Genomic DNA, 21721 nt, shown 5'->3' with positions numbered 1-21721 from the left:
CACAAGCTGGGCAGGCTCTTCTTTTTAACCGTTCAATATTCTCATCTGATATACCTTCATTGCCGTTTCTCCCAGTTCGCCGAGCAGTCTGAAGTTTGCAGCGCCGCCGACCGCAGCCCCGATTCCCGGAACGAGCTGCAGCATTTTCACGAGATCAATGTGATCCCTGTACTCCTGCTGAAACTGCTGCCAGTCCATATCCTCAGCGCTGAGAGGAGCTTCCGGCCATTTCTCCAGAATTTCAAGCGTCGCAAGCTTTACCTCACTGCTTGAAAAGGCGAGCTGGAAAATCATCAAGATATACAGTCTTTCTTCCAAGCTCTTGGGTGGAAAACCATAGATGCTTGCTGCCTCATAAAGAAATTTCATTTTGATGCCGAAAAGCAGAGGAAAGTCCGCCATCCCTGCAGCAAATCCCCCGGCACCTGTGGCAGCTCCCTCAAATGCGGCTGTTTTCTTATACCTGGACAGCAGAGCACGTATCGCTTCGTCTTTCTCCTCAAGCGTTTTAAAATCCGCTCCTGCCTCTCCGTTTGTCCACTGTGACCCTTTAATGGTTATTTCAGTCATGAGCCGGATGCTCTCCGTAAGGGCAGCATGAACTTTCTTTGGGATGCGGGCTGTTATGACCGATTGAACGTCTTTCGATTTCCTCTGCCATATGGAAGGGCGTTTCAGCAACCTCAGTTTCCAGAGAGAAAGCTCTTCCTGCACTTCCTTTTCATAGCTCATCCTTTACCCCCTGTACATCTTCTCAATGCGTTTCTTCGCGTAGCCGCTGACAAAGATGAGAACAAATACGATGGCTCCTCCAATCGAAGCAGCACCTTGAATCCACTCCATTTTCACGAGCAGAACGGCGCCCAGTATCAGCCCCTGCACAAAAAGAATGTTGCGCAGCAGGGTTAAAAAGCTTTTCAGCTTAGTCTCCGGATGAACGGGATACAAATCCGGAATGGAAAGCATATCAAAATGACGGACAAGAACAATCAGCTGGATTCCAGTCAGAAAAATCGTTCCCGCTGTTACGAGCACCGCCGCCCATAAACTCATGTCCGCGAATCCGAGCACGAGTCCCGATATGACCGTCAGACGGATGAAAATGCCAAGGTAATCCGTACTTCTAATAAATGCGCGCGCAAACATGTACATGTATACATGTTCACGCCCATACCGGATGCTTTGCAAAACCCAATCCAAATACGCTCTTCTGTGCGCTTCTTTTTTCAGCTTCGGCACATCCGTAAAAAGGTTGGCCAGGCGGTAAAAAGACTGTTTCTTTCTTAATTCCGTCCGGATGAGACGGTCCCACTTAAGCCCTTTGCCTTTCGCTGCCTTTGCATAATAGATCATCAGACCAAGCATCAGCACGATCACGATCACGGCAAACAGATAATGTTCAGTAAGAACAAAATAAAGGACCGCCGCGTTCAAAGCAAACCGGACGATACGGTCCCAAATCGCAGATGACGCATCATCTGAATAAGAAATAAACCAATCGGATTCCATATTCCAAAAGTTTAGAACCAACAGGAGAACCCCCGTATAGATGTAAGGGGTCCCGGAAACCGAAACCGCAAGATAAAGCGGGCCCAGCAGCAGGTATAAAAGGATCAGGGGAATTAGGGATTGAATAAAGCTGTATCCTTTTGCTTTTTTCAAATAGGTATGCATTTTTTCCTCGAGCGGAAGCAAAAATACGAGATCTGCTTCCTTAAATAACGTCCGAACGCTTGAAAAAATTAAAATCAGGGCAAATACAGCGGCAATCAGAATCTCAGCCGGAAAGGAGTCCGGCAGTTCTTTCAGCCAGGACTGATACCCAAGCGCACCTCCTGCGAGCAAAAAAATCATGACAATCAGGAGATGGTCGTTCAGCATGTACCGCAAATACGAGCGGACCTCTTTTATATGCTCTTCCAGACGGGCGCCCCAAAGCTCAAGAACGTTCTTCATTTTCTTCTTCCTTCGTCAGCTGAATGTAGAGATCGTCGAGATTGGCCCCCGTCATGCCAAACTCTTTCTGCAAGTCGGCAAGTGTTCCTTTTGCCCGGACTTCTCCGTTATGTAAAATGATGAATGCATCACAATATCGTTCGGCTGTCGCTAAAATATGCGTAGACATCAATATGCCGGCTCCCCGCTTCTTCGCCGTGTTCATTTGCTCCAGCAAGGAGTTGATCGCAAGCGGATCAAGCCCTAAAAAGGGTTCATCGATGATATATAATTCCGGCTCTGCAAGAAAGGCGCACATGATCATGACCTTCTGCTTCATTCCTTTTGAAAAATGAGCCGGAAACCATTTCAGCCTTTTTTCCATCCTGAATTCTTTTAAAAGCGGCTTCAGTCTTTTTTCAAATTCTGCTTTGCTGAGACCATAAGCCATAGCCGTTAATTCCAGATGCTCATGCAGCGTCATCTCTTCATAAAGAATCGGTGTTTCGGGAATAAACGTAAACTGCTGCCTGTAATGCTCATGACCTTCATGAAAGGTTTGACCATTAATGGAAATCTTGCCTTTACGGGGTTCCATCAAACCGATGATATGTTTAATCGCCGTACTTTTTCCTGCACCATTTAATCCAATCAGCCCCACAATCTGGCCTTTTTCCACGTGAAACGTAACATCCTTCAAGACAGGGTTCCGGGTATATCCTCCGGTTACGCCATCTACATGCAATAATGTCATCTGAATGTTCCTCTCCATACCTTTAGTCTTCATAATTCCCATCATAACAAATGCGCCCGCTTCATGTCTCCTCCACACCGCTTTTAAGTCCATATTTTCCCAAGAATACAATTCCTCTTTTCAGCACATTCTAGTTAAGGAAGAAGGAAGTTCATTTACTTTCGAGAATGAGGTGTTTGTCAAAGACGCAATTGCTTAAACGGTTCAACAGAGGGAAAGTCAAGGATTTTATCCGCGAGCACATCGCCTAAAAATGAGGTGTTTGTTAAAGGACAGGATTTCTGAATGAAATGTTTAGCTGTTCACTTCTGTAAATGAGGTGTTTGTCGAAGGCATATTATCGTTTTAAATGGGTCCTTACCTTCTTCTTTAAGCAGGGCTGGCTGATCGGCTTGGCCCTGCTTTTCCTATTGTGCAATCCCAAACCACTTTACTGCTTCGCAAAAAATTCAGCTGCAGCTTGATTACCCGGCGGCTTTTTCCTCAAAAACTTCGTTTGAAATCCCAATCTATTTTCTTCCAATTCACACGTGATCCCCATCAGGTTTTACATTATGCCTAAAAATAGCTCGCATACTTCACCAGCATCGCAATGAGAGCAATGAACGTGAAGACAGCGGCGGATAACAGCACCACATTAACCTGCAGCCGGAATGGCTGCTGATTCATTTTCGTTCCGGTGTCAGATTGGATAAGAGAATTAACCGAATTACTCCATGCTCCGCCTGTTGAAAAAAAATAGTGGATAAAAGCACACCCGCCCAATCCGACGAAAAAGGCATAATCAATGGCTGTTCCACCTGCGGCATTTGAAACTCCCCAGCTGATCGCACCAAGCACAATCATCGTTACAAGTCCCTTTGCTATCTTATTCACATCCATCCCCCCTTGCTGGTTATACGTATGCTTTCTCCATAAGTTTCAATCAGTTAAGCCGTTATGGTAAAATACCTCTAAACAATCCCAGTGAAAGGAATGATTGGATGAGCTGTATTTTCTGCAAAATTATTAACGGAGAAATTCCGGGCGCGAAAGTTTACGAAAATGAACATGTCCTTGCTTTTCTTGATATTAGTCAAGTAACAAAAGGCCATACGCTAGTCGTCCCAAAAGTACATAAAGAGAACATTTATGAAATGACACCGGAGATTTCCCGTCATTTTTTTGAAGCGGTGCCCGCTATAGCCCGTTCCATCAAGGAGCAGTTTCAGCCTGACGGGTTAAACCTGCTGAATAATAATGGCGAGATTGCCGGCCAATCGGTCTTTCATTATCATATGCATCTTCTTCCCCGGTACGGCAAAGGAGATGGCTTTGGGGCCGTCTGGAAAACCCATACGAATGATTACACTCCTGAGAAGCTTCAGGAAATTGCTTCTCAAATCCGCGATGGAATCCGTCTTTAACGAATGCTTTAGCCGCTCTTGACGGAGATGCAGAAACTTCCCCAGGACAAAATAATTTTTCGGTCTATAAAGCAGGCAGCCGCTATTAAGGCTGCCTGTCTTTTTGTTCCGGAAGTTCTGACGGACAGCCGAACGACCCGGCCCCGGAGGTGTTTTGTGAAAAAATATTCAAAACACTCAGTCATTTATGATACCATGAAACTAATTTATTCCATTAACGCTTTAGGGGGCTATACAAATGGTGAGAGCTTTGAACTTCAGCGCAGGACCTGCTGCTTTGCCGATTTCCGTTCTGGAGAAGGCACAGAAAGAATTTATCAATTTTCAAGGCACAGGGATGTCCATTATGGAAATGAGCCACAGGGGAAAGCATTACGAGGCTGTCCATGCGGAGGCCAAATCACGCCTGAAAAAACTAATGGATGTTCCGGATACCCATGACATCCTTTTTTTACAGGGCGGAGCCAGTCTTCAATTTTCCATGGTGCCGCTTAATTTTCTAAAAAAACAGGAGACAGCGGGATATATCCTTACCGGATCCTGGTCTGAGAAGGCCCTCAAGGAAGCCGAAAAAATCGGGCAGACAAAAGTGATTGCCTCTTCCAAGGCGAATCAATACCGATCCATCCCCTCCCGCTCTGAATGGGAAGGAGAGGATGGGGTCTCTTATGTGCACATTACTTCAAACAACACCATTTACGGAACACAATGGCATGAATTTCCCGATACAGATGCTCCGCTTGTAGCGGACATGTCCAGTGATATTCTCTCCCGGCCTGTCGATATCAGCAAATTCGGATTGATTTATGGTGGAGCCCAGAAAAATCTCGGACCTTCCGGGGTAACGGTTGTGATCGCTGATAAGCAGTGGCTGAGCGGAAGCACAAACAGCCTGTCTAAATTCCTCGATTACAATACTCATGCTTCGACCGATTCTCTTTACAATACCCCGCCGACATTTGCCATTTATATGCTGGGCCTTGTACTCGAATGGGCAGAGTCTCAAGGTGGAACAGCCGGGCTGAAGAAAAAAAACAGCGAGAAGGCTTCCCTTCTCTATGATTCGATTGCCGGCAGTGAAGGATTTTACAGAGGCCATGCGGAAAAGGGCAGCGAAAGCCACATGAATATCACATTCACTCTTCCGGATAAAGAACTGGAAAAGGATTTTCTATTAAAAGCCGCAGAAAAGGGATTCATCGGCTTAAACGGCCACCGGAGCATAGGCGGATGCCGCGCTTCTATTTATAACGCTGTTCCGCTGGAAGCATGCGAAAAGCTGGCTGATTTTATGAATGCCTACAGGAAAAATCATCCGGCCCGTTCTTTTACTTTTCAATGAGCACTGCCCCTGTTATAATCATATTAACCGCTTTTGCAATGGGAAATTAGTTCACCATTGGAGAGCAGACTTTTGAGCCAAGAAGAGGAGAGTTGAGTTATGAAAACGAAAGAACTAGTTACGATGTCGCTGTTTGTTGCGATTGGCCTTGCTTTGCACAGTATTATCCCGCCTATATTCCTTGGAATGAAGCCGGACATGATGCTGACGATGATGTTTTTGGGAATTGCCCTTTTTCCTAATTTAAAGAATACCCTTCTATTAGGAGTACTGACAGGCATCCTTTCCGCTCTGACAACCGGTTTTCCCGGAGGACAGCTGCCGAACATCATTGATAAGCCGGTTACTGCCCTTGTATTCTTCCTGCTGATCACTTTAGCAGGCAAGCTTGCAGCGAAACCTGTAACAGTTGCTTCACTAACAGCAGTCGGTACGATTATTTCTGGGGTCATCTTCCTTGGAAGCGCCCTGTTAATTGTAGGACTTCCAGGCGGATTTACAGCGCTGTTCCTAACCGTTGTCCTTCCAGCCGCTGCCTTGAACACGGTTGCGATTACTCTGATTTATCCGATCGTGACATCTATCCAAAAACGTTCGAAGCCGGCTTCGGCGGCATAACCCGAAAAGGACTGACTCTGTCAGTCCTTTTTTTATGGCACCGCAGTTTAATGCAGAATGGACAGCATGATTCCAAGCAATAGGGTGACCCCTGCTCCCCCCGCCATCACCATAGCCCGCTGCTTTAACACCCATTTCGGCGGATAGGAAGCAGCCTGCTGCGCTTGTCTGGCATAATTCAGGGCAACCATTAAAAATACGAGGCTAATGATGTAAAATAGGATTCCCAACATGCATCCCCTCTCCCCCTTTTACGCTTATGTATATGCCGAAAAAATCAGGCTATGAAACTTGTTTCCCTTTTTAAACTGTTTGCTGATTGTGCTAAGCGCAAAGGATTTCTCAGCACAAAGAGGGCTGAATTCCGGATAAAAAGCAGTCGTTCGTTTAAGGAACGGTCTGAGGGGTATCATGTAAAGAAGGATTTTTTCATAAGAATGTTGAATGTGTAAAGAGAACGGATAACGGGAGTGATGAGTCAATGTCAAAAGCTAAATCCATTTTTCTTGGTATTCTTGCCGGAACCGTCGCCGGCGGCGCAGCAGCCCTGCTTTCCGCCCCATCTTCCGGTAAAGATCTGAGAGGACAAATCAAAGACAGTAAGGACCGGATGCTGGATACCATCAATCAGCTGAAGGAAGAAAGTATTGCCTTAAAAGAACAGGTTGTGCAGGCGGCGAAAGATAGTGCCGATGTCATAAAGGAAGTCTCTGCAGAGCTGCAAACCTCCTTAAAAGAGTTTCAGGAGGAAATTGAGCCGCACCGTGAGAGTCTCCAGAAAGAAATTGAAGCCATTGAAAAGAAAATTAAACAATTAGAAGATACAATTAAAAATTGATGAATATTTCCATATAAGAAATGTTTGTAACAAAAAGGTGCTCAAACTTTGTCGGTTTAGCACCTTTTTTCCGTCTTTTTTTGAACAATACTGGATTCGAGATATTTATTTAAAAATTTTGTTAATTTACATCTTTATTAATCTTTACTTTTTTGGGATAATAGAGAATATTAGAAATGCGGAAAAGTAGGTGAGTGGATTTGAAGAAAAATGAAAAGGATTACACCGTAAAAGAGGCCATGCTCTTCACCCAGAGAATCGCTCAGTTAAGCAAAGCCTTATGGAAATCCATCGAGAAAGACTGGCAGCAATGGATCAAGCCTTATGATTTGAACATAAACGAACATCACATTCTTTGGATTGCTTACCATTTGAAAGGAGCATCCATTTCCGAGATTGCTAAATTCGGAGTGATGCATGTATCAACCGCTTTTAACTTCTCTAAAAAGCTGGAGGAAAGAGGCTACTTGGAATTTTCCAAGAAGCTCGATGACAAACGGAATACGTATATTGAACTGACACCTAAAGGGGAAGCCATCTTTCTTCAGCTAATGGAGGACTACGATCCTTCGCGGAACGCCGTCTTTAAGGGCGCCATGCCGCTGCAGAGCCTGTATGGCAAGTTTCCTGAGATAATTGAAATGATGGCCATCATCCGGAACATTTACGGTGATGACTTTATGGAGATCTTTGAACGGTCATTCAGCAACATTGAGCGGGAATTTGAAGAAGAAAACGGCAGTTTAAAGAAGGTTGCCGAAGAAGAGGAAGAAGAAGAGCAGCCAAAAGCAGCTGCCAATCAGTAAGACTCAAGCATGGACAGAAAATCGCGCATCAGCCCGGGAAACATCCCTTCTCTGAATAAAGCCTCTGCGGTTTCTTTCACCTCGAGTTTATCGTTCAATTCCTGTACAAAAAGCGTAAGGAGTCCTTCAAAATGGACGAATCCTTGCGCTTTTTGTTTTTGATGAAGCTCCTCAAGCCTCCGGCAAAGCTCCAGAACCTCCACATATTCCTTTTCCGGCAGCTGTTTTTGAATCACCATATATGTAAAAGGATGGTCCTCTGTCCGAACCATCGATAAAAGGAGACGCATCTGAAATTCAAGCCTGTTCAGCCTTTCCTCATATAAGTCCACACTAACCCCTACTTTCTCTCTTATCCTTCTATTTTAGCGAAAAACCCCTCTATAAAAAAAGCGATAGATATTTATTTTTATTAAACCGTTTACAATTCCTTGAAGCGTATTGATTTTTTTATCGTTCGGCAGTAAAGTAGGAAAGGATTTATTTTTAGGGGAAGGTGATTGTATGAACTGCTGGAAAACCATCGACCTGTCGAAAGATTATGGATTTCAGCGTCTCTTTTTGTATTTCATTTTTGCCTCCATTACCGCTTTTATCGCACTTTACCTTCCTCTGTCGATGGTAGATGCGAGGCAAAAGCTGGATGCCGGCCATATCTTTTATTTTTTGCTTATTCTCATTCTTATTCTGCCTGTGCATAAACTTCTTCATGCCCTCCCGCTTATTCTGTGCGGAAATGTCCCGAAAATGAAGATGGAATACGCAGCCATGATTCCAATTATACGGTTAAAGCCATGCGTTAAACTATCAAAACAGGTGATGCTCGCTACCCTGCTGCTTCCTTTCTTTATTCTAACAGCAGCATGCATCCAGGCAAGCCTGATCATGCCTGAGTACGTTCATTATTTCTGTTTAGCGGCAGCCCTTCATATCGGCTGGTGCGTGCCCGATTTAATCTATGCGCGGCAGGTTATGGCAGCTCCCCGCACCTGCATGGTCGAAGAAGACCGAAACGCACTGGAAATTTTAATAGAAAAATAGAAGTCATCCTTAAGAAGAGTGCCAGGGAACAGGGCTCTTCTTTTTTAAGGGTTAAGCAAACCAAGCCGGCTTTTTCCTATCTTTTTCAGCGAATATTTGGTAATCTTATAAGTATCAGTAAGGAAAGGGGGATCTCATGTGATCATCTTGTTCATTTTCTTTGCTGTCTTCATTCTGTTTTATATTAACACGCTAACGAACAGGCTTTGTTTAGTTCGTGAGATTCCTGAAGACCGTCAAACGAGAGTGTTTCGTATGATTAATGTCCTTGTTACGATTCTGCTGATCTCTTCGTATATTGAAATTCTTTATACATAGAACTCGGAATCTGCAGCTCCGATCAATTTATACACAGAAAAGCCGGCCGGTATATGGCCGGTTTTTTTGTATGGGAATTGGGTTTGCAGGGGGGGATTTCGGAGTTTGCTGTGGGGTATTTCGAAGTTTACACTGACCCCCGCTTCGCTAAAGCACTAAACCTCCGTCCCTGCTCCTCATGAACCCTTGTCCCAGAAGCTACTCCATGATCGCTGCTCATTCCCCCGCTGCGGTGGTGTGCCGGGGGTCAGTGCATTGCACTGACCCCCACTTCGCTAAAGCACTAAACCTCCGTCCCCGCTCTTCATGACCCCTTGTCCCAGAAGCTGCTCCATGATCGCTGCTCATTCCCCCGCTGCGGTGGTGTGCCGGGGGTCAGTGCCAAGACCGGCTTCCGTTCTGACGCACAGCATCACAGCCTCTTCATCCAAAAAAAGCACTCTTGATCAGTATCCTGTGCCCCAAAACTCCCATCCCCAATGGAAAAAGCGCCCCCCACGAGGAGCGCTCTGCCATTTATATCGGAACACCTCGAACCCTGTACCAGTGTCCAGTTCCAGGCGCTAGCCCTTCGGCCGCTTCGCTTCTTCAGGCCTGCAGGAGGCAGGTCAGTTCTGCGTTGCGGCAGGATGCCGCGAACTTAGCAGAACTTCCTTAACTTATACGGCCCTCGGTCAGAAGCTCCACCGTCTTTCAGGGCTGAGCAAACGCCTTACACTTTTCTTGGTGTCCAGCTCCGGCGGCTAGCCCCTCGAGGTCATAAGCCGCTCATCCTGCGGAAGGAAAATTCACCTTCCTCCGGCTGATCGTCTTATGCTTGTCGGAGGCCCGCAGGAAGCGGGTCAGTTCTGCGTTGCGGCAGGACGCCGCGCCTTTAGCAGAACTTCATTAGAAAAGCGCCCCACAAGGAGCGCTCCGCCTTATACTATTGAACACCTTGAACCCAGCACTGGTGTCCAGCTCCGGGCGCTAGCCCTTCGGCCGCTTCGCTTCTTCGGTCGGGGCACAAAACGCCCCTCGGTCAGAAGCTCCACCGTCTTTCAGGGCTAAGCAAGCGCCCTACGCTTTTCTTGATGTCCAGCTCCGGCGGCTAGCCCCTCGAGGTCATAAGCCGCTCATCCTGCGGAAGGAAAGTTCACCTTCCTCCGGCTGATCGTCTTATGCTTGTCGGGGCTGGTCAAGCCGCCTACGCTTTTCTTATAGCCAAGCTGCACCAACGATGATCAACAAAATGAAAAGTACAACGATTAACGCGAAACCTCCGCCGTAAGAACCGCCCATTTATAACACCTCCTTGCTGATGGTTAAGATATACTATGCAATTTCCTTGTATTGCGAATGGGCTTTTACCCTGAGTTTTGCAGTTATCGGCAGCCCTTATTGACTAGCAGATGTATGCTGCACCCACAATAATCAGCAAAATAAATAGAACAACAATTAACGCAAAGCCGGAATTATATCCTCCCATAACGTTCAGCCTCCTTTCGCAGTCAAGACATTATATGAACGCGAAAACAGCTTGCATGGGCTTATTGCCTACTTCAGAAAACTTTCTTCGCAGCTGGTTAAACCTATTTTCATCATTTCACATAATTTCACATATTAGGTTCCTGCCGTCATCTGCTGTGGGGGGTTCCGCTAATGAATCCTTTTAAACATTGGGCTTGTCCAGAATGGCTGTGTGCGGGGCTTTAGCTCGATTCAGCATCTTCTCTCGTTCCTTTGTCTCCTCTTTTCAGATTGGGTTGCAAAAGTCCAATGAACATGGCACAATGTTCTATAGTATTTAGTACAAACACTATAGGGCAGGAGTTGTATCGACTAATGAAAAAAATGGCTATAGCGGCTATTACAGCGACGAGCCTTTTCACTCTCGGCGCATGCAGCAATGGAGCAGCAGGCGGAGGCGGTTCCGATGTTGTGGCTGAGACGAAAGCTGGAAACGTTACAAAGGACGAGCTTTACGAAGCTATGAAATCCCGTGCAGGTGAACAGGTCCTTACTGAACTTGTTCATAACAAAGTACTGGGTGAAAAATACAAAGTATCAAAAGATGAAATTAAAAAAGAGCTTGAAACGATTAAAGCTCAGTATGGTGCGGAGCAAATTGACATGCTTGTCAAGGAGCAGGGCCAGGCAGCCGTAGACAATATGGTTAAAACAGAGCTTTTGCGCAAAAAAGCCGCTGAAGCTGAGGCTAAAGTATCCGAAGATGATATTAAAAAGTATCATGAGAGCTTAAAAGATAAAGTGAAGGCTAGCCATATTCTTGTTAAAGATGAGAAAACGGCGAAAGAAGTAAAAACGAAGCTTGACGGCGGGGCGAAATTTGAAGACCTTGCCAAAGAATATTCTCAGGATCCATCTGCTCAAAACGGCGGAACCCTTGGCTGGTTCGGCAAAGGCCAAATGGTACCGGAATTCGAAACAGCTGCGTTTAAACTGAAAGAAGGCGAAGTCAGCGCTCCTGTAAAAACACAATACGGCTACCATATCATCCGTATTGATGAGACGTACAAGCCATATGATCAGATGAAGAAGAGCCTGGAGAAAGAAGTAAAAGAACAGAAAACCCAGGATCCTGCAACGATGCAGAAGGCTATCGACAAAGCCCTTAAAGACGCAAAGGTCGAAGTCAAAGATAAAAAACTTAAAGATACATTTAAAGCCCCTGAACAGCCTGCAATGCCTGCTCAGCCGGCTCAATAATCTGCAAAAAGAGAGAAAGCCGCACGGCTGCCTCTCTTTTTTTCTATGTTAAAGTATGTTGTGGATTTGGGCGGAAACCGTGAGACTCAAAGCTTGAGAGCAGAGGGACAGGTGATACCCGCAAGGCTCACCGCCCGCCCAAGAATAAGCGAGCGAATGCTAGCAGCAATCAGCAGTCAAGTTAGACAGAGCTTTTCTTTTTATGGGTCCTGCGCATTGCCCGGCTTTAGACACTTGCTATTTATCCCTGTTCCTGTTATCCTTATTAAGAATTATTTTTGTTCGGATATTAAGATCGAATACGTTTCAGCTTGATATTTTTAGAGCAAGAATAGTAACACGTTTGTGCGTCATGCACTAGGAGGTAACAAAATGTTAGAAGGTACAGTTAAGTGGTTTAATGCAGAAAAAGGTTTCGGTTTCATCGAGCGCGAAGATGGCGACGATGTATTCGTACATTTCTCCGCTATCCAAGGCGAAGGTTTCAAAACTCTAGAAGAAGGCCAAAAAGTTACATTTGAAATCGTTCAAGGTAACCGTGGCGATCAAGCTGCTAACGTAGAAAAAGCATAAGTTTTACCCATATAAAAAGACTCCTTCACAGGAGTCTTTTTTTGTTATGAATGATTGACCGAGGGGTCCATCATGGGGGCAGAACGATGCACATTTAGTTAAACCGACATTTTTTCAAGCTTTCTTCGTTCTCGTTCCGCTTTCATCCGTTCCAGATAAATCTGGCCTTCCTGTTCAATAAACTCTGTATCGGTCCGCTTATCTTCTCTCGACAGCGTGACAAATTTAAAACCGCTGAAGAGCACTCCGCCCATGCACAGGTAAATCCACCAAGGCAATGTCAGCATTCAGGTTTCCTCCTTCAAATAGCCCAAGCTTTTACCTCATGCTTATGCAGAAGGAGGAACCAATATGCTAGTTATGAAAAACCGGCTTGTAGAAGGAGCGGTTTTCCAGCGCAAAAACCCGTTCTGAAAACTCACCCGGCTTCACCCGTTCCAGGGCACGGTCGAGCATATTCATTTTGGCATCCAGGTTATCAATATAATGAAGGATCTCTGCTTCTTTAATCATCGGCGGCTTTGGACTTCCCCATTCTGCTTTGCCGTGATGAGACAGAATGAGATGCTGTAAAATGACCACTTCTTCTGAATCAATGCCCAGCTCTTTCGCAGCCTGTGCGACTTCATTCACCATAATGGAAATATGGCCAAGCAGATTACCTTCTACCGTGTAAGTTGTACTGACCGGTCCGCTCAGTTCGGTTACTTTCCCTAAGTCATGCAGAATGACTCCCGCATAAAGAAGGTCTGTGTCAAGCGACGGATAGAGGGCGGCGATTGACTTAGCCAGATTCAGCATAGAAACCACGTGATAGGCGAGTCCGGAAACAAATTCATGATGGTTTTTCGTTGCAGCCGGATACTCCAGAAGCTCCTGCTGATGCTGCTTCACTAAGTGCCTCGTGATTCTCTGGATGTTCGGGTTTTTCATTTCAAAAATGTATTGGGTAATGGTATTCATCATCTCGTCCTTTTTCAGCGGAGCGGTTTCCAGAAAGTCCCCGACATCAAAAGATTCATGGTCATTCAGCGGACGGATGTTTTTGATTTTCAGCTGATTTCTTCCTCTGTAATGATGAATATCCCCTGCGATTTTTACAATTCCCTGAGCACTGTAGGTTTGCTCATCTCCCTGGCTTGCATCCCACAGCTTCGCTTCGATTTCCCCGCTCTGATCCTGGAGGATGAGGGTCAAAAAGGGCTTTCCGTTGCTTGCTACCCCTTTCGTGGATGATTTGATGAGCAGATAAAGATCAACCTGCTCCCCTACATCAAAATGCATAACTCCTTTAGACATGCTGATTCCTCCCTGTATTTATCTGTGAATAAGTATAACACAACCTTTAAAGGACAGCTTTTCTATACGGTTTGTGTGTGCCCGTTTGCCACTTCTTTCCGTTCTAAGACGGTGACGGGGCCATGGAACTGACTGGCGAGATGGGCCTGGCATGTGAAGACGAGTACCTGCTGCTCTGAAGAAATGTCCTTTAGAATATCGAGCATCTTTGTTGTCCGCCCTGCATCAAAATGGACAAACCCGTCATCGATTAAAACCGGCATGTTCAGTGATTCATTCATCGTTGAAACGAGGGCAAGCCTTAGGGACAAATACAGCTGCTCGGACGTAGCCTGGCTCAGCTCCCCCGCTTTAAATCTCTGTCCGTCCGCCCTTTCGGCGATAAACGTCTGCTCGCGGTCAGGCAGATAAACGTTCACGTACCTTCCTTCTGTCAATCTGGCAAAGAAATGAACGGTCTGTTCAAGCAGTTTGGGCATCCTCACCGTTCTGTGATAATCAATCGTACGAAGCAGGAAGTCTTTTGCAAGCGTCTGGACCATCCATTCTTTTGCCGTTGCCCTCGCTTCCTCCTTTTGCAATTCGTATTCATGCAAATGTTCAGAAAGGCTCCCGTCTGCTTCCAGTGCTTCGAGCCTGGCCTGCAGCATGGCTGCGTCTTCCTGCCGGGTCTTAAGGCGCTTTTCTAAGCCTTCTGCTTCCAAAACGGCTTCAGCTAAGTCATCTTCTAGAGAGTTCCACTCTTTTCCCGCCATACTTTGTGCAATTTCACTCGATTGCAGCTGTCTGGAGATCCAAGTCAGCTGTTGATTGATTGCTTCTCTTTTCTGATGATGCAGGGCCATCTGCCGAAACGCTTCTTCATCTTGTACCTTTGAAATGTCCAGAAGATGGCGGATGGCTTCATTTTTCGTTCTCATTAGAAGAGCCTGTTCCTCGTATTCTTCGGTAAGCTCTGTCATCCTGCGCCCGATTTCTTCAAGCGCTCTTTTCTTCTCTTCTTCATGCCTCAATGCAGCTGAAACCTGATCGATTTGCTGGAGAAGCGAGTCACCGCTCATGCCGGTCCCGTTGACTATCCGCTCTGCCTTTTCCTCAAAAAGGGCCGTTTCGGAAAGAAGCCGTTTCATTTGTTCTTCCTTCTTTTGCTTTTCCAGCAGCTTCGCTTTATATTGTTCAATCAATTGAAAGGATTGCATCAGAGTGGATGCCGTGGTTTCTTTGTTTAAGTAAAAAGAATTTAGAACAGGCATCAGCCATTCATTCAGCTGAAAACGGGTCTTCTCCCATTCTTCATATTTGGCAATGATCCGGTCGCAGGCACGCTCCTCCTGTTCGCCGCGGAGCTTTTCCAGGTCGGCCATCTGTTTCATCTGCTCGTCTTTCCAAAGAAGGCCTTTCAGCTCCTCTGCCCTTTGGACATGAGCCGCAGACGGTTCTGTATGCTTCCTGAGCTCTTCGGTGAGACTTCGCTTCCTTTCCTCCAAATGCAGGGCAAGCGGATCACTGCCTGCTTTCCAATTCCTGAAAAACAGGCCGCCCGCTGCAAGGATGACAATGAGAATGGACGCAAGCACCCATTGCTGCTGGCTGAATGACCAAATCACACCTGCAGCTGCAATTAGAAAGAGGAGCATAAATCCGGCCATCCGGCTTTTTTGATTCGCGCTTGCGCTTTTTTTATGTCTTTCCAATTCGGACGAAACCTTATCCAGTTCCTGCCTCAGCTTGCCGGCGTCCTGTTTTGTTCCCGCTTCTTGAAGAGCAGCAAGCTCCCGTTCCAAGTCAGCCCGTTCCTCCGTGCTCATCGCCTTTTCAAGCAGGGCAGTGAAACGGGACTCGCTCAAATCCAGCGCTTCTTTCGCGCGGTCAAACTGCTCATCCAGCTGTGTCTTTTGAATGGAGAGAGTTCTCGCCTTTTCGTCCATCTCGCTGATGGTATGTTTCATTTTTAACGTTGTATCCATCTTTAAAAATTGTTCAGGACTGGGAGCCGACTCGTAAACCTGGCCTGAAAGAGCGGATAGCTCGTCGTCCATCAGGCTGATCGATCTTTTTAGTTCCCTTATTTCCTTCACGGCAGACTGATAGGAGCCTGCACTTTCTTTCAGTTCCTGAATCTGCTTCTCACTTTCAAGGATGGACTTGTCCGGTATGAGTGCGGCCGCTTTTTCTTTTAGCACACGAAGCTGTTCTTCCATCCGTGAAGTTTGGACTTTCAAAGGGTCAAGCTCAGAGAGAAGCCGTTCAAGGCGACTGATTCCATCCGCAGGAAAATGGCTTGTATCCGGTAAAAGGCTAAGTTCTAAGTTCAGCGCCTTTTCCTCGGTTAACAGGGGCACGAGTGAAACAGCCTTGTTTAAATAAGACTGTTCTTTTCTCCGTTTCATTAATTGGGATTCCAGATTACGGATTTCCTCATCCGCTTCTGCTTTTTCCCTTAGCGGCGGCTGATAGCTGCCGGCTCGCCGGGCAGAATCCTTCACCATCTCGTCAGCCCGTTTGAGCCTGGCAAGCTTTTCATTCAGTTCAGGCTTTTTCCCATTCGGTTTAAACAAACGGTCCTGCTCTTTTCCAAGCTTCTGTTCAAGCTTATAAATGGCATCCGTACCAACCATGCTTGTCACATATAAAAATTTTCCGATTTCCTCTTCGCTCAGCCGTTCAATCTGCTGAAGGCCGTGAAGATCAAAAGAAAAAACAGATTGGAAGAAGGATTTGTCGACTCCTCCTGTCCATTCCCGAAGCAGGGCTTCTCCAGCCATTCTCCCCCCCGGAAGGCTAATGATGGCTTCTCCGCCGGCTTTTCCGCGCACCCGTTCAATTTTTACGATGCCTGCCCCGTTTATCTCAGCTACAATGGCCCCTCCGAATACTTCCCCGTTTTTCGGTTCATATTTGCTGTCAGCCTGCTGTTTATGAGGGAGACCGAAAAGAATACTATGTATAAAGGACATAATGGTGGATTTGCCCGCTTCATTTTGTCCAAAAAACAGGGAGGCGGGAGCATCCTCAAGCACGATGTGCCGTCTGGTGAATTGGCCGTATCCATAAATGATCAGTTCGCGGATTTTCATTTACGAGCCCCCTCCCCTCTGAGCAGTTCCGCCAAAACGAGTGCCTCGGCTTCACGAATCATGTCCTGCTGCTCTTCTTCGGAGAAATGCCCAAGATGCTTTCGAATGGCTGCATGTCCGTACAGCGGAGCTGCGGCTTCCCTGAATGAACTGTATTGCTCGGTTACATTGAAAAAATCTCTGTAAAAAACGGAATCGAGTTTAAGCCGCTCCTTATCAGCCTGCAGCAGCGTATAATCCGCCATTTTGCCCAGCCATACAAAATCACTGCGCTCTTCTTCTTCCTCGTTAAGAGCCCCAAGCAAATCCTTTATGACCTCCGCATTTTTCAAGTCCGCGGCAAGATCGGTTTTTCCAGATAAAACCACTGTCAAAACGACAGGAACACCTAATCCGCGAACGGTTTCTTTTTCTTCTCTAATGAGGTTCATCACCTGGTCAATTGATTCGATCCCTTCAAGATTGACGGCTGATTCCTCCCACATGATGTCCTGAAGAGGCGCAAACTCAGCGCTTGCCCCTGATTCATTCAGAGTGACCGAGTAACAGCCTTTCCTCCCCGTTTCTTTTCGGTGTCTGCCCTGAAGGTTCCCCGGGTAAATGATGACTGTTTCATCGGAAGGAAGAACCTCCCGTTTGTGGATATGTCCAAGCGCCCAATAATCAAATCCAGCTGCCTCCAGCTCCCTGATTGTGAATGGGCTGTATACATCGTGTTCTTCTGTTCCGCCCTCGAGGGACCCGTGAAGCAATCCGATATGGAACGGAGCGCCGGGCTGTTTTATGTAGTGCTGTGTCATATTTGCTGCAACGGAACGTTCTGGGTAGCTGTATCCGTATAGATGCGCTGCCAATTTTCCCTGCTTATAAAAGGGAAGGCATTCCACTTTTTCATGACTGAATACGCGGACATTTTCGGGCCATTCGACGTGAAGCCACTCCCCGCCAAGATGGTCATGGTTTCCATGGATCGCATATACGGCAATTCCGGCCCGGTTCAGCTTCTCAAACTCTCTTTTCAGCTTTAATTGTGCTTTCAGGCTCCGGTTATCTTCATCGAACAAATCCCCCGCTAAAAGGAGAAAATCTGCTTTTTCCCTGATTGTATAGGAAACCAGATTCGAAAAGCTCGCAAACGTACTTTCTTTCAGACGGTTCAGGATGTTTTCAGGAAGATGCTGAAGCCCTTTAAACGGACTATCAAGATGCAAGTCCGCTGCATGAACAAACTTTATCGATGGCATGGCAATCCCTGCTTTCTAAAGCCTTTCCTTCTATTTTAGCATCACGGATAAGCGAATGCACGTTCTGGATAAAAGTTGAAAAACAGAAGCTTTACAGCCGCTGCTTTCTGCGGCAAAATACTTTTTCCTAGCAAGTGTCCCGGTGTCCGGTCAGGCTGTCTTTTGCTGAGCTTGATTCTTCCAAGCTCAAAAATGACCCCGGCCCTATACCGGAGTCATCTGTAACTGCCATTCATCTTATCTGTCAATTTAGCTCTGTTCACCTTGGCTGTTGATTGCTGTTAGCAGGCGCCCGCTTTCCTCTCCAATCAGCAGCTGCTAAAAATCAACATCAGGCTTTCATTCATTTTAGATTCTATCGCAGCAGATAATAATCCTGTGCATCATAAGCTTTAAAACCGACGGATTCATACAGTTTCAATGCATGTAAATTTTTCGCTTCCACTTCGAGAAAGACAGAACGGCCTTTTGAGGTTTCTTCTGACAGAATGCGGTGCAGAGTTTGGCGGCCGATCCCCTTTTTTTGATGCTTTGGTGAGACGGCAAATCCATAAATCCATGATTCTTTTTCCTTCTCTTCTGCTAACCTGACCTTTCCAACTGCTTCGCCCTTGAATTCAATGATGAAAAATTGCTCCCTATTCTCCAGCTTCACCCGATTCACATACATGTCCGCTTCGATAGGAGTAAAACCAAAGCAATCGATCTCAAGCCCGGTTTCAAATGGGATGTCCTGATCGGTGGATAACCGGAGTGTGACGTCATCTGATGGCGTAAGCGGGCCGCCTTCCCATTTCATTTGATGCTCCGAAAAAACGTAAACGGCCTGAAGCGAGGCAAGGAATTTTTTAGCGGATTCAGAGCTGGAAGGGGCATTTAAAAGAATTTTATGAAATCCCTGCTTCCGAGCCTCCTCCCATGCCTCATTCAGCATGGAAGAGAATAATCCTTTTCTCCGGTACTCAGGCTTTACCATCCCGCACAATTCCGCTTTATTTCCGAATCCATACAGCCCGATAAAGCCGGCTAATTCATTTGAATCGTAAACGAGAAAATCCTGCTTTATGCCATCCTGCCGCCGTTCAAGCATATCCCAATTGAGTTTAAGGCGGATTCCATCCTCCGCTTCACATTCATCCTGAAGATCCCTAATCTCGGATAACTGGTCTTTTGTCAGCATTATATCCCTCCTCATATCTGTTAAAGGGATTCTCGATGTGCCCCGCAAATTCCTTTTTCCAGCAAATACCGTTTATAAACAATCATTTACGATCAAACTCGGTTTTACTGCTTCCTCTCCGCATGCAGGGTTTCACCTCAGCGGAAAAACAAAAAAAGAAGAGGCATCAATCGCCTCCTCCTCCTCCGCCTCCATCTCCGCACCCTCCGTCAAATCCGCCGCCGTCTGAAGAACAGTCTGGTGAGGAATCTCCGGAATAAAAGAAAGGAAATCCTGAATGACTTTCAGTGCCTTTTCTTTTTGGCTGTCCGCTTACCGCTTTTACGATTAGAAAAAATAAAACAATGACAAACCCAATGCCAATCCATTCCATGTGAATACCCCCAGTCCATTTTTCTTAGTCTCTGTTAAACTTGGCTGTTGATTGCAGCTAGCAGGCTTCCGCTGCAATCAACAGGTGTTAAAAATCAACATTATGCTTTAACATAGCCTTTTCTTAAAGAATAGGTACCTGCTATCCGGGAAGACTATCCGGCAGGAAGGTGATGAAAAATGAAAAAGTGGTGGATTGCTCTATTCGCTTCCCTTGTCCTTTTATACGGATGGAATGCAGAAAAGGTTTCATTTTCCATTCATTCGGCAGAGGCGGCCAAAACACCCGATTTCACAGCCAGAGCAAAAAAAGAAGCGGTTAAAGTGTATCCTTTAAGCCAGGTCATGATGGTGAAGCTAATATTTGAACAGACCAAAAAGGACCAGTCACTGAAACAATATCATCTGACACTTGCTGAAGGGCAAAAAACCATTCAGGTGATCGTGGTTATTCATTACAAAACGGGCACCAAAAAGGTTCACTCTGTGCAAGTGCATGAAATGAAATAAGCTTAAAAGGACTGTGTGACAGGTCTTGAAGAGAAGAAATCCCCTTGACGCTTTTTTCAAGGGGATTTTTTGTTTAATTGTGGATTTTACTGATAGATGATCCTAATGGGGCTCAGGAATCCGTTTCTGGATTATTCTAGATATAGTCAAAGTAATTTAATTAAAAATAAATCTATTTTGTTTATTTGTATAAGTTTACTTTACTTTTATAAATAATTAGTTTATATTTTATTCAAGAGGTGATGAGTTATGAAGAAAGATTTTGGAGATACGATATCAAATAAAGTCTATGAATATCGTGTGCTCGCCAGATTGTCTCAACAAGAATTAGCAGAGCGCGTTGGGGTTTCAAAACAAACCATCTTCATAATGGAAAAAGGAAACTATGTTCCAACCTTGCTGTTAGCTTTTCGAATAGCTCAATTTTTCAATGCAGATGTAAATGAAATTTTCACTTATGAGAAAGGGAATGATTCAGATGAAGCCAGATAATCTAACAAATGCACTTTTTTCACCATTAAAAGCATGGGCAGAACAATCAAATGGTCATTCAAACATGCTGATTATAGCAGGTTTGGTACTTGTTTTTGCAGGAGCGGTGCTCATATTCATCTACCAAAATAAAATAGGGAAAGGTGACGAAAGAACCAATCAAATCTATCTTAAAAGTGCTTTCATCATGTTAGGCGGCATTGTTTTATGCGATTTGATCTTCCCGAAAGATTATTTGTGGCAGATTTTCTTTTTATTTAAATATTCCATTGCATTCATTGCTGCAGGTGTATACCTTGCAGTTAGATATAAGAGGGATTTTTTAAACTAACGCTAAACGGGGGATTGGGAATGCTTGTAAAATCAATCACTAAGCAGTATAGGAACTCTGTCGTTTTAAAAGATCTCTCTTTTCATTTCAATCAAGGAGAAATCGTGGGTCTTATCGGGAGAAACGGCGCAGGCAAAAGTACGTTGATGAAAATTTTAGCGCAAACGATTCAATCTTATGATGGTTCCGTTTTCGATAATCATCAAGTCGGATACTTAATTGAAGAACCAAAACTATTTCGTAATAAGACGGGACTATTTCACCTAACTTATTTTACAGAAATATACGGGAACACGTTCAAATTAAACGAATATGAAGGGCTCTTACGAAACTTGGATCTATTTGATGTGCTGCATAAAAAGGTGAAAGAATATTCCCTTGGAATGAGGCAGAAGTTAGGGATTGTTATTAGCCTGCTAAACCATCCAAGCTACATCATCTTGGATGAACCTACTAACGGCATGGATGTGGAAACGTCTTTTGAGGTTTTGCAGGAATTGAGAAGAATGGCTGATGAACGAAATGTCGGTATTTTAATTTCCAGCCATAAATTAGAGGATATTGAAGAAATTTGTAATCGGGTTTTATTTTTAGAAAATGGAAAAATTACTGAGGAACAGAGTTTATTAAAAGCTGAGCAAAAAAGAACAGTTACGCTAGTCTTCAATCATTCGGCTGATGTAACTGCATTTGCTTCAAAACAACACTTTGGGGACTTGATCCGCTTAGGGGACAAGGATATTCAGATTGAGACTGCTGCTGAAAACGCTGAGATTTTCGAAATGATCAATCTGCTTGGCATTCAGCTCATTGATTTTACTGCGGAGAAGAAAACCCTCCGCAGTATATATATGAACAAAGCGAGAGGTGAATAAA

General features: G+C 45.3%; 27 protein-coding genes. 13 read left to right on the top strand and 14 right to left on the bottom strand.

Translation table 11 applies throughout. The features are described from left to right. Positions 1-24 precede the first annotated feature (24 nt). The 4 genes from CEF21_RS07915 to CEF21_RS07900 form a co-directional block, all read right to left on the bottom strand. A complete protein-coding gene (locus tag CEF21_RS07915; protein WP_123914827.1) occupies positions 25-732 on the bottom strand; it encodes an EcsC family protein in 708 nt (235 codons plus the stop codon). 3 nt (positions 733-735) lie between these two features. Further along, positions 736-1956 carry an ABC transporter permease gene (locus CEF21_RS07910; RefSeq protein ID WP_123914824.1) on the bottom strand — a complete coding sequence of 407 codons (1221 nt, stop codon included), beginning with the start codon at positions 1954-1956 and terminating at the stop codon, positions 736-738. Beyond that, entirely contained in the window at positions 1940-2689 is a 750-nt protein-coding gene (locus tag CEF21_RS07905; RefSeq protein WP_123914821.1) for an ABC transporter ATP-binding protein, read from the bottom strand. Before CEF21_RS07905 ends, CEF21_RS07910 begins: the two co-directional genes overlap by 17 nt. Before the next feature lie 558 nt (positions 2690-3247). Beyond that, entirely contained in the window at positions 3248-3565 is a 318-nt protein-coding gene (locus CEF21_RS07900) for a hypothetical protein (RefSeq protein ID WP_123914818.1), read from the bottom strand. A 107-nt stretch (positions 3566-3672) separates the two neighbouring features. Here CEF21_RS07900 and CEF21_RS07895 point away from each other — a divergent pair, with 107 nt between their 5' ends. The 3 genes from CEF21_RS07895 (at position 3673) to CEF21_RS07885 (ending at position 6055) form a co-directional block, all read left to right on the top strand. After that, positions 3673-4095, top strand: a complete 423-nt coding sequence (locus CEF21_RS07895; RefSeq protein ID WP_123914815.1) for an HIT family protein — start codon at positions 3673-3675, stop codon at positions 4093-4095. A 238-nt stretch (positions 4096-4333) separates the two neighbouring features. After that, positions 4334-5437 (top strand): 3-phosphoserine/phosphohydroxythreonine transaminase, encoded by a 1104-nt coding sequence (serC, locus tag CEF21_RS07890; RefSeq protein ID WP_123914812.1) that lies wholly within the window; start codon positions 4334-4336, stop codon positions 5435-5437. Positions 5438-5536: 99 nt separating this feature from the next. Then, complete coding sequence (locus tag CEF21_RS07885; protein ID WP_123914810.1) at positions 5537-6055, top strand: tryptophan transporter; 519 nt, start codon at positions 5537-5539, stop codon at positions 6053-6055. A gap of 47 nt (positions 6056-6102) precedes the next feature. Here the strand turns inward: CEF21_RS07885 and yhzF are convergent, their stop codons facing one another. Then, a complete protein-coding gene (yhzF, locus tag CEF21_RS07880; RefSeq protein WP_123914807.1) occupies positions 6103-6288 on the bottom strand; it encodes a membrane protein YhzF in 186 nt (61 codons plus the stop codon). Between the two features lie 248 nt (positions 6289-6536). Here yhzF and CEF21_RS07875 point away from each other — a divergent pair, with 248 nt between their 5' ends. Then, on the top strand, positions 6537-6893 hold the full coding sequence (locus tag CEF21_RS07875) for a YtxH domain-containing protein (RefSeq protein WP_123914804.1): 357 nt from the start codon (positions 6537-6539) through the stop codon (positions 6891-6893). 200 nt (positions 6894-7093) lie between these two features. Continuing rightward, positions 7094-7699, top strand: a complete 606-nt coding sequence (locus CEF21_RS07870; protein WP_123914802.1) for an HTH-type transcriptional regulator Hpr — start codon at positions 7094-7096, stop codon at positions 7697-7699. Here the strand turns inward: CEF21_RS07870 and CEF21_RS07865 are convergent. After that, on the bottom strand, positions 7693-8031 hold the full coding sequence (locus CEF21_RS07865; RefSeq protein WP_123914800.1) for a DUF1878 family protein: 339 nt from the start codon (positions 8029-8031) through the stop codon (positions 7693-7695). The two genes, CEF21_RS07870 and CEF21_RS07865, sit on opposite strands and share 7 nt — an antisense overlap. Positions 8032-8203: 172 nt before the next feature. Here CEF21_RS07865 and CEF21_RS07860 point away from each other — a divergent pair, with 172 nt between their 5' ends. Both CEF21_RS07860 and CEF21_RS07855 read left to right on the top strand, forming a co-directional pair. Then, positions 8204-8740 carry a DUF3267 domain-containing protein gene (locus CEF21_RS07860; RefSeq protein ID WP_123914798.1) on the top strand — a complete coding sequence of 179 codons (537 nt, stop codon included), beginning with the start codon at positions 8204-8206 and terminating at the stop codon, positions 8738-8740. Positions 8741-8878: 138 nt separating this feature from the next. Beyond that, positions 8879-9058 carry a hypothetical protein gene (locus CEF21_RS07855; protein WP_035413651.1) on the top strand — a complete coding sequence of 60 codons (180 nt, stop codon included), beginning with the start codon at positions 8879-8881 and terminating at the stop codon, positions 9056-9058. Positions 9059-10255: 1197 nt separating this feature from the next. On the opposite strand, the gene CEF21_RS07850 is transcribed toward CEF21_RS07855, so the two are convergent. After that, the gene (locus CEF21_RS07850) at positions 10256-10339 is read right to left on the bottom strand and encodes a YjcZ family sporulation protein (protein ID WP_035406457.1); all 84 of its coding nucleotides are present in this window, start codon (positions 10337-10339) and stop codon (positions 10256-10258) included. 103 nt (positions 10340-10442) lie between these two features. After that, positions 10443-10526, bottom strand: a complete 84-nt coding sequence (locus CEF21_RS07845; protein ID WP_035406462.1) for a YjcZ family sporulation protein — start codon at positions 10524-10526, stop codon at positions 10443-10445. Between the two features lie 356 nt (positions 10527-10882). On the opposite strand from CEF21_RS07845, the gene CEF21_RS07840 reads away from it, so the two are divergent. Continuing rightward, positions 10883-11767, top strand: coding sequence for a peptidylprolyl isomerase (locus CEF21_RS07840; protein ID WP_123914796.1), 885 nt, complete (start codon positions 10883-10885; stop codon positions 11765-11767). A gap of 372 nt (positions 11768-12139) precedes the next feature. Beyond that, the gene (locus tag CEF21_RS07835) at positions 12140-12340 is read left to right on the top strand and encodes a cold-shock protein (protein WP_123914794.1); all 201 of its coding nucleotides are present in this window, start codon (positions 12140-12142) and stop codon (positions 12338-12340) included. Between the two features lie 98 nt (positions 12341-12438). On the opposite strand, the gene CEF21_RS07830 is transcribed toward CEF21_RS07835, so the two are convergent. The 6 genes from CEF21_RS07830 to CEF21_RS07805 form a co-directional block, all read right to left on the bottom strand. After that, positions 12439-12627, bottom strand: a complete 189-nt coding sequence (locus CEF21_RS07830) for a sporulation YhaL family protein (RefSeq protein ID WP_123914792.1) — start codon at positions 12625-12627, stop codon at positions 12439-12441. A gap of 67 nt (positions 12628-12694) precedes the next feature. Next, the gene (gene yhaM, locus CEF21_RS07825) at positions 12695-13639 is read right to left on the bottom strand and encodes a 3'-5' exoribonuclease YhaM (RefSeq protein WP_123914790.1); all 945 of its coding nucleotides are present in this window, start codon (positions 13637-13639) and stop codon (positions 12695-12697) included. A gap of 62 nt (positions 13640-13701) precedes the next feature. Further along, on the bottom strand, positions 13702-16716 hold the full coding sequence (locus CEF21_RS07820; protein ID WP_123914788.1) for an ATP-binding protein: 3015 nt from the start codon (positions 16714-16716) through the stop codon (positions 13702-13704). Further along, on the bottom strand, positions 16713-17960 hold the full coding sequence (locus CEF21_RS07815; RefSeq protein ID WP_123914786.1) for a metallophosphoesterase family protein: 1248 nt from the start codon (positions 17958-17960) through the stop codon (positions 16713-16715). The genes CEF21_RS07820 and CEF21_RS07815 overlap by 4 nt, the downstream gene beginning before the upstream one ends. Positions 17961-18315: 355 nt before the next feature. Further along, positions 18316-19140 carry a GNAT family N-acetyltransferase gene (locus CEF21_RS07810; protein ID WP_123914784.1) on the bottom strand — a complete coding sequence of 275 codons (825 nt, stop codon included), beginning with the start codon at positions 19138-19140 and terminating at the stop codon, positions 18316-18318. Positions 19141-19306: 166 nt separating this feature from the next. Then, the gene (locus CEF21_RS07805) at positions 19307-19513 is read right to left on the bottom strand and encodes a hypothetical protein (RefSeq protein WP_123914782.1); all 207 of its coding nucleotides are present in this window, start codon (positions 19511-19513) and stop codon (positions 19307-19309) included. A 179-nt stretch (positions 19514-19692) separates the two neighbouring features. Between CEF21_RS07805 and CEF21_RS07800 the strand changes: the two genes are divergently transcribed. The 4 genes from CEF21_RS07800 (at position 19693) to CEF21_RS07785 (ending at position 21720) form a co-directional block, all read left to right on the top strand. After that, positions 19693-20022 (top strand): DUF3889 domain-containing protein, encoded by a 330-nt coding sequence (locus tag CEF21_RS07800; RefSeq protein ID WP_123914780.1) that lies wholly within the window; start codon positions 19693-19695, stop codon positions 20020-20022. 249 nt (positions 20023-20271) lie between these two features. Beyond that, on the top strand, positions 20272-20514 hold the full coding sequence (locus tag CEF21_RS07795; RefSeq protein ID WP_123914778.1) for a helix-turn-helix transcriptional regulator: 243 nt from the start codon (positions 20272-20274) through the stop codon (positions 20512-20514). After that, entirely contained in the window at positions 20492-20845 is a 354-nt protein-coding gene (locus CEF21_RS07790) for a DUF2178 domain-containing protein (protein ID WP_123914776.1), read from the top strand. The genes CEF21_RS07795 and CEF21_RS07790 overlap by 23 nt, the downstream gene beginning before the upstream one ends. A 20-nt stretch (positions 20846-20865) precedes the next feature. After that, a complete protein-coding gene (locus CEF21_RS07785) occupies positions 20866-21720 on the top strand; it encodes an ABC transporter ATP-binding protein (protein ID WP_123914774.1) in 855 nt (284 codons plus the stop codon). The last annotated feature ends 1 nt before the right edge of the window (position 21721 follow it).

It is taken from the genome of Bacillus sp. FJAT-42376 (genome assembly GCF_003816055.1).
GTDB lineage: Bacteria > Bacillota > Bacilli > Bacillales > Bacillaceae > Metabacillus_B.
Note: the sequence above shows the minus strand (reverse complement) of the source record. Positions and strands in the feature narration are given on the sequence as shown.